Origin of the sequence: Elstera litoralis (assembly GCF_000963705.1) — a bacterium.
GTDB lineage: Bacteria > Pseudomonadota > Alphaproteobacteria > Elsterales > Elsteraceae > Elstera > Elstera litoralis.
In genome coordinates this window covers 1-1,985 of record NZ_LAJY01000517.1, presented here as the reverse complement: position 1 = coordinate 1,985, position 1,985 = coordinate 1, and the positions used below count along the sequence as shown (strand labels likewise).

Below are 1,985 nucleotides of genomic sequence, written 5' to 3'. Positions count from 1 at the left end.
TGGTCAATCGGTTGTGCCGGTTTTAGAACGGCATTTCGATCTTCCGCTGTCGAATATCACGGTGATTGAAGCTGATGACCATGAAGGCAAATTCGCACCTTATTTAGCGCAGGGCATGCGCTATAAGCGGATTTCGCTGACCCCTGACAATCTGGAAGCCATGTTGGGCTCGCTGTTACAGCCTGGGGACCTTTGCATCAATCTGACCGCCGGGGTCGATGCCCTGACGATCATCAACTGGTGCCATCATCACGGTGTGCTCTACGTCGACACCTCCCTGGAGCCTTGGGCCGATCAATACGGCGAAGAGAGCATTCCGGCGGCAAAGCGCACCCATTACGAGGCCCATGCGCAAGCGCGGGCGATGGCGGCCCCCTGGGGCGGTAAAGGGCCAACGGCAGTGATTACCCACGGGGCCAATCCGGGGATCGTCAATCACTTCGTCAAGGCGGCGACGCTGGATATCGCGAAAGCGATGAACCTAAACGTCGCGACGCCGAAAAACCGGGAAGAATGGGCCGATCTGTTCATGCAGACCGGCACCAAGGTTATTCACGTCTCCGAGCGCGACACGCAGCGTTCCTCGATTCCGAAAGAGCCGGACGAGTTCGTCAATACTTGGTCGGTCCTGGGCTTTTGGGGGGAGGCGACGTATCCCGCCGAAATGGGCTGGGGCATGCATGAAAATATGCTGCCGCCGATGGGCCAGCATTTCACCCACGGGCCGGGTAATGCCATTTATATGCATAAGCCGGGCGGGCATACGATTGTCCGCTCCTGGGTGCCGAAGGGCGGGCCGATTTTCGGTTTCGTCATTTCCCACTCGGAAAGCATCACGCTCTCCCATTATTTCACGGCCTATGCCGAGGACGGCCGCCCCGTGCATCGCCCGACGGTGCATTACGCCTATCACCCCAGCGCCGACGCGATCGTGTCGTTACGCGAAGTGATGATGAAGGATTGGGAGCCACCCGCCAAAATCCGTATCATGCAGGACGATATCGTCGATGGGATCGACGAGCTGGGCGTGCTGCTGCTCGGCCACGGTAAAACCGCCTGGTGGTACGGCTCGCAACTCTCGATCCAGGAAGCCCGCAAGATCATCCCCGGCCAGAATGCCACCGCGTTGCAAGTCTGCGCGGGCGTGATTTCGGCCTGCGTTTGGGCGGTGCAAAACCCGGATCGCGGCTTCTGCGAGCCCGAACATTTGCCGCACGATGAAATTCTGGCGATTGCCAAACCCTACCTGGGGCCGGTCGCTAGCGTGCAAAGCGATTGGACGCCCCTGCGGGACCGCGCCACGCTCAACTACGAGCCGTGGCTGGATCATAACGACCCGTGGCAGTTCAATAACTTCCTGGTGCGGTAGTTTGTACGCAGGGGCTTTGCCCCTGCACCCCAGCTAAGGGGCTACGGCCCCTTAGCAATCCCGGTTTCATTAAACTAGAATTGACAAACTTTGCCAAAATGCTCTTGTCTCTCCAAGAGGTGACGGATGGCAACCATGAATATCTCGCTCCCTGTCCCGATGAAGGAATGGGTAGAGCAGCAAAGCAAAGGCGGTCGCTATAGCAACGCCAGCGATTACGTGCGCGATTTGATCCGGCGCGATCAGGAGCGTGCCGAGAAGATCGCCGCAATGCAAGCGCGCGTTACCGAGGGAGTCGAGAGCGGGGTTTCCGACAGTTCGATGGCGGATATTCGGTAGGATATCGAAATGCACACCATTTAATATAATTTTCAGATTTCTATAAGGCTTAAAATTGTAGACAGGGCTTTGAAAAGAATTTTTTGTTGTGTAAACCATTAAGATTGCGCATATATAGAGCGTTCTTGTATCAGTCTGGGGAAATCTGGATGAGAAAGTATCTTACTATTGCCTGTCTCAACGCTATTTTTCCGACTGTAGCGCTAGGACAGGGTTACGACCTCTCCAAGTTAAACTGCCAAAATGAGAAAGTATTAGCTGATTTTGCCGATACAAT

The 1,985-nt window shown here is 55.6% G+C and carries 2 protein-coding genes; both read left to right on the top strand.

What is annotated here, in order from left to right:
* Window positions 1-1,369 (top strand): saccharopine dehydrogenase C-terminal domain-containing protein (locus VZ95_RS16675; RefSeq protein WP_045776857.1); only part of this gene is annotated, 1,369 nt, incomplete at its 5' end.
* A gap of 135 nt (window positions 1,370-1,504) precedes the next feature.
* A complete protein-coding gene (locus tag VZ95_RS16670; protein ID WP_232302716.1) occupies window positions 1,505-1,708 on the top strand; it encodes a type II toxin-antitoxin system ParD family antitoxin in 204 nt (67 codons plus the stop codon).
* Window positions 1,709-1,985 lie beyond the last annotated feature (277 nt).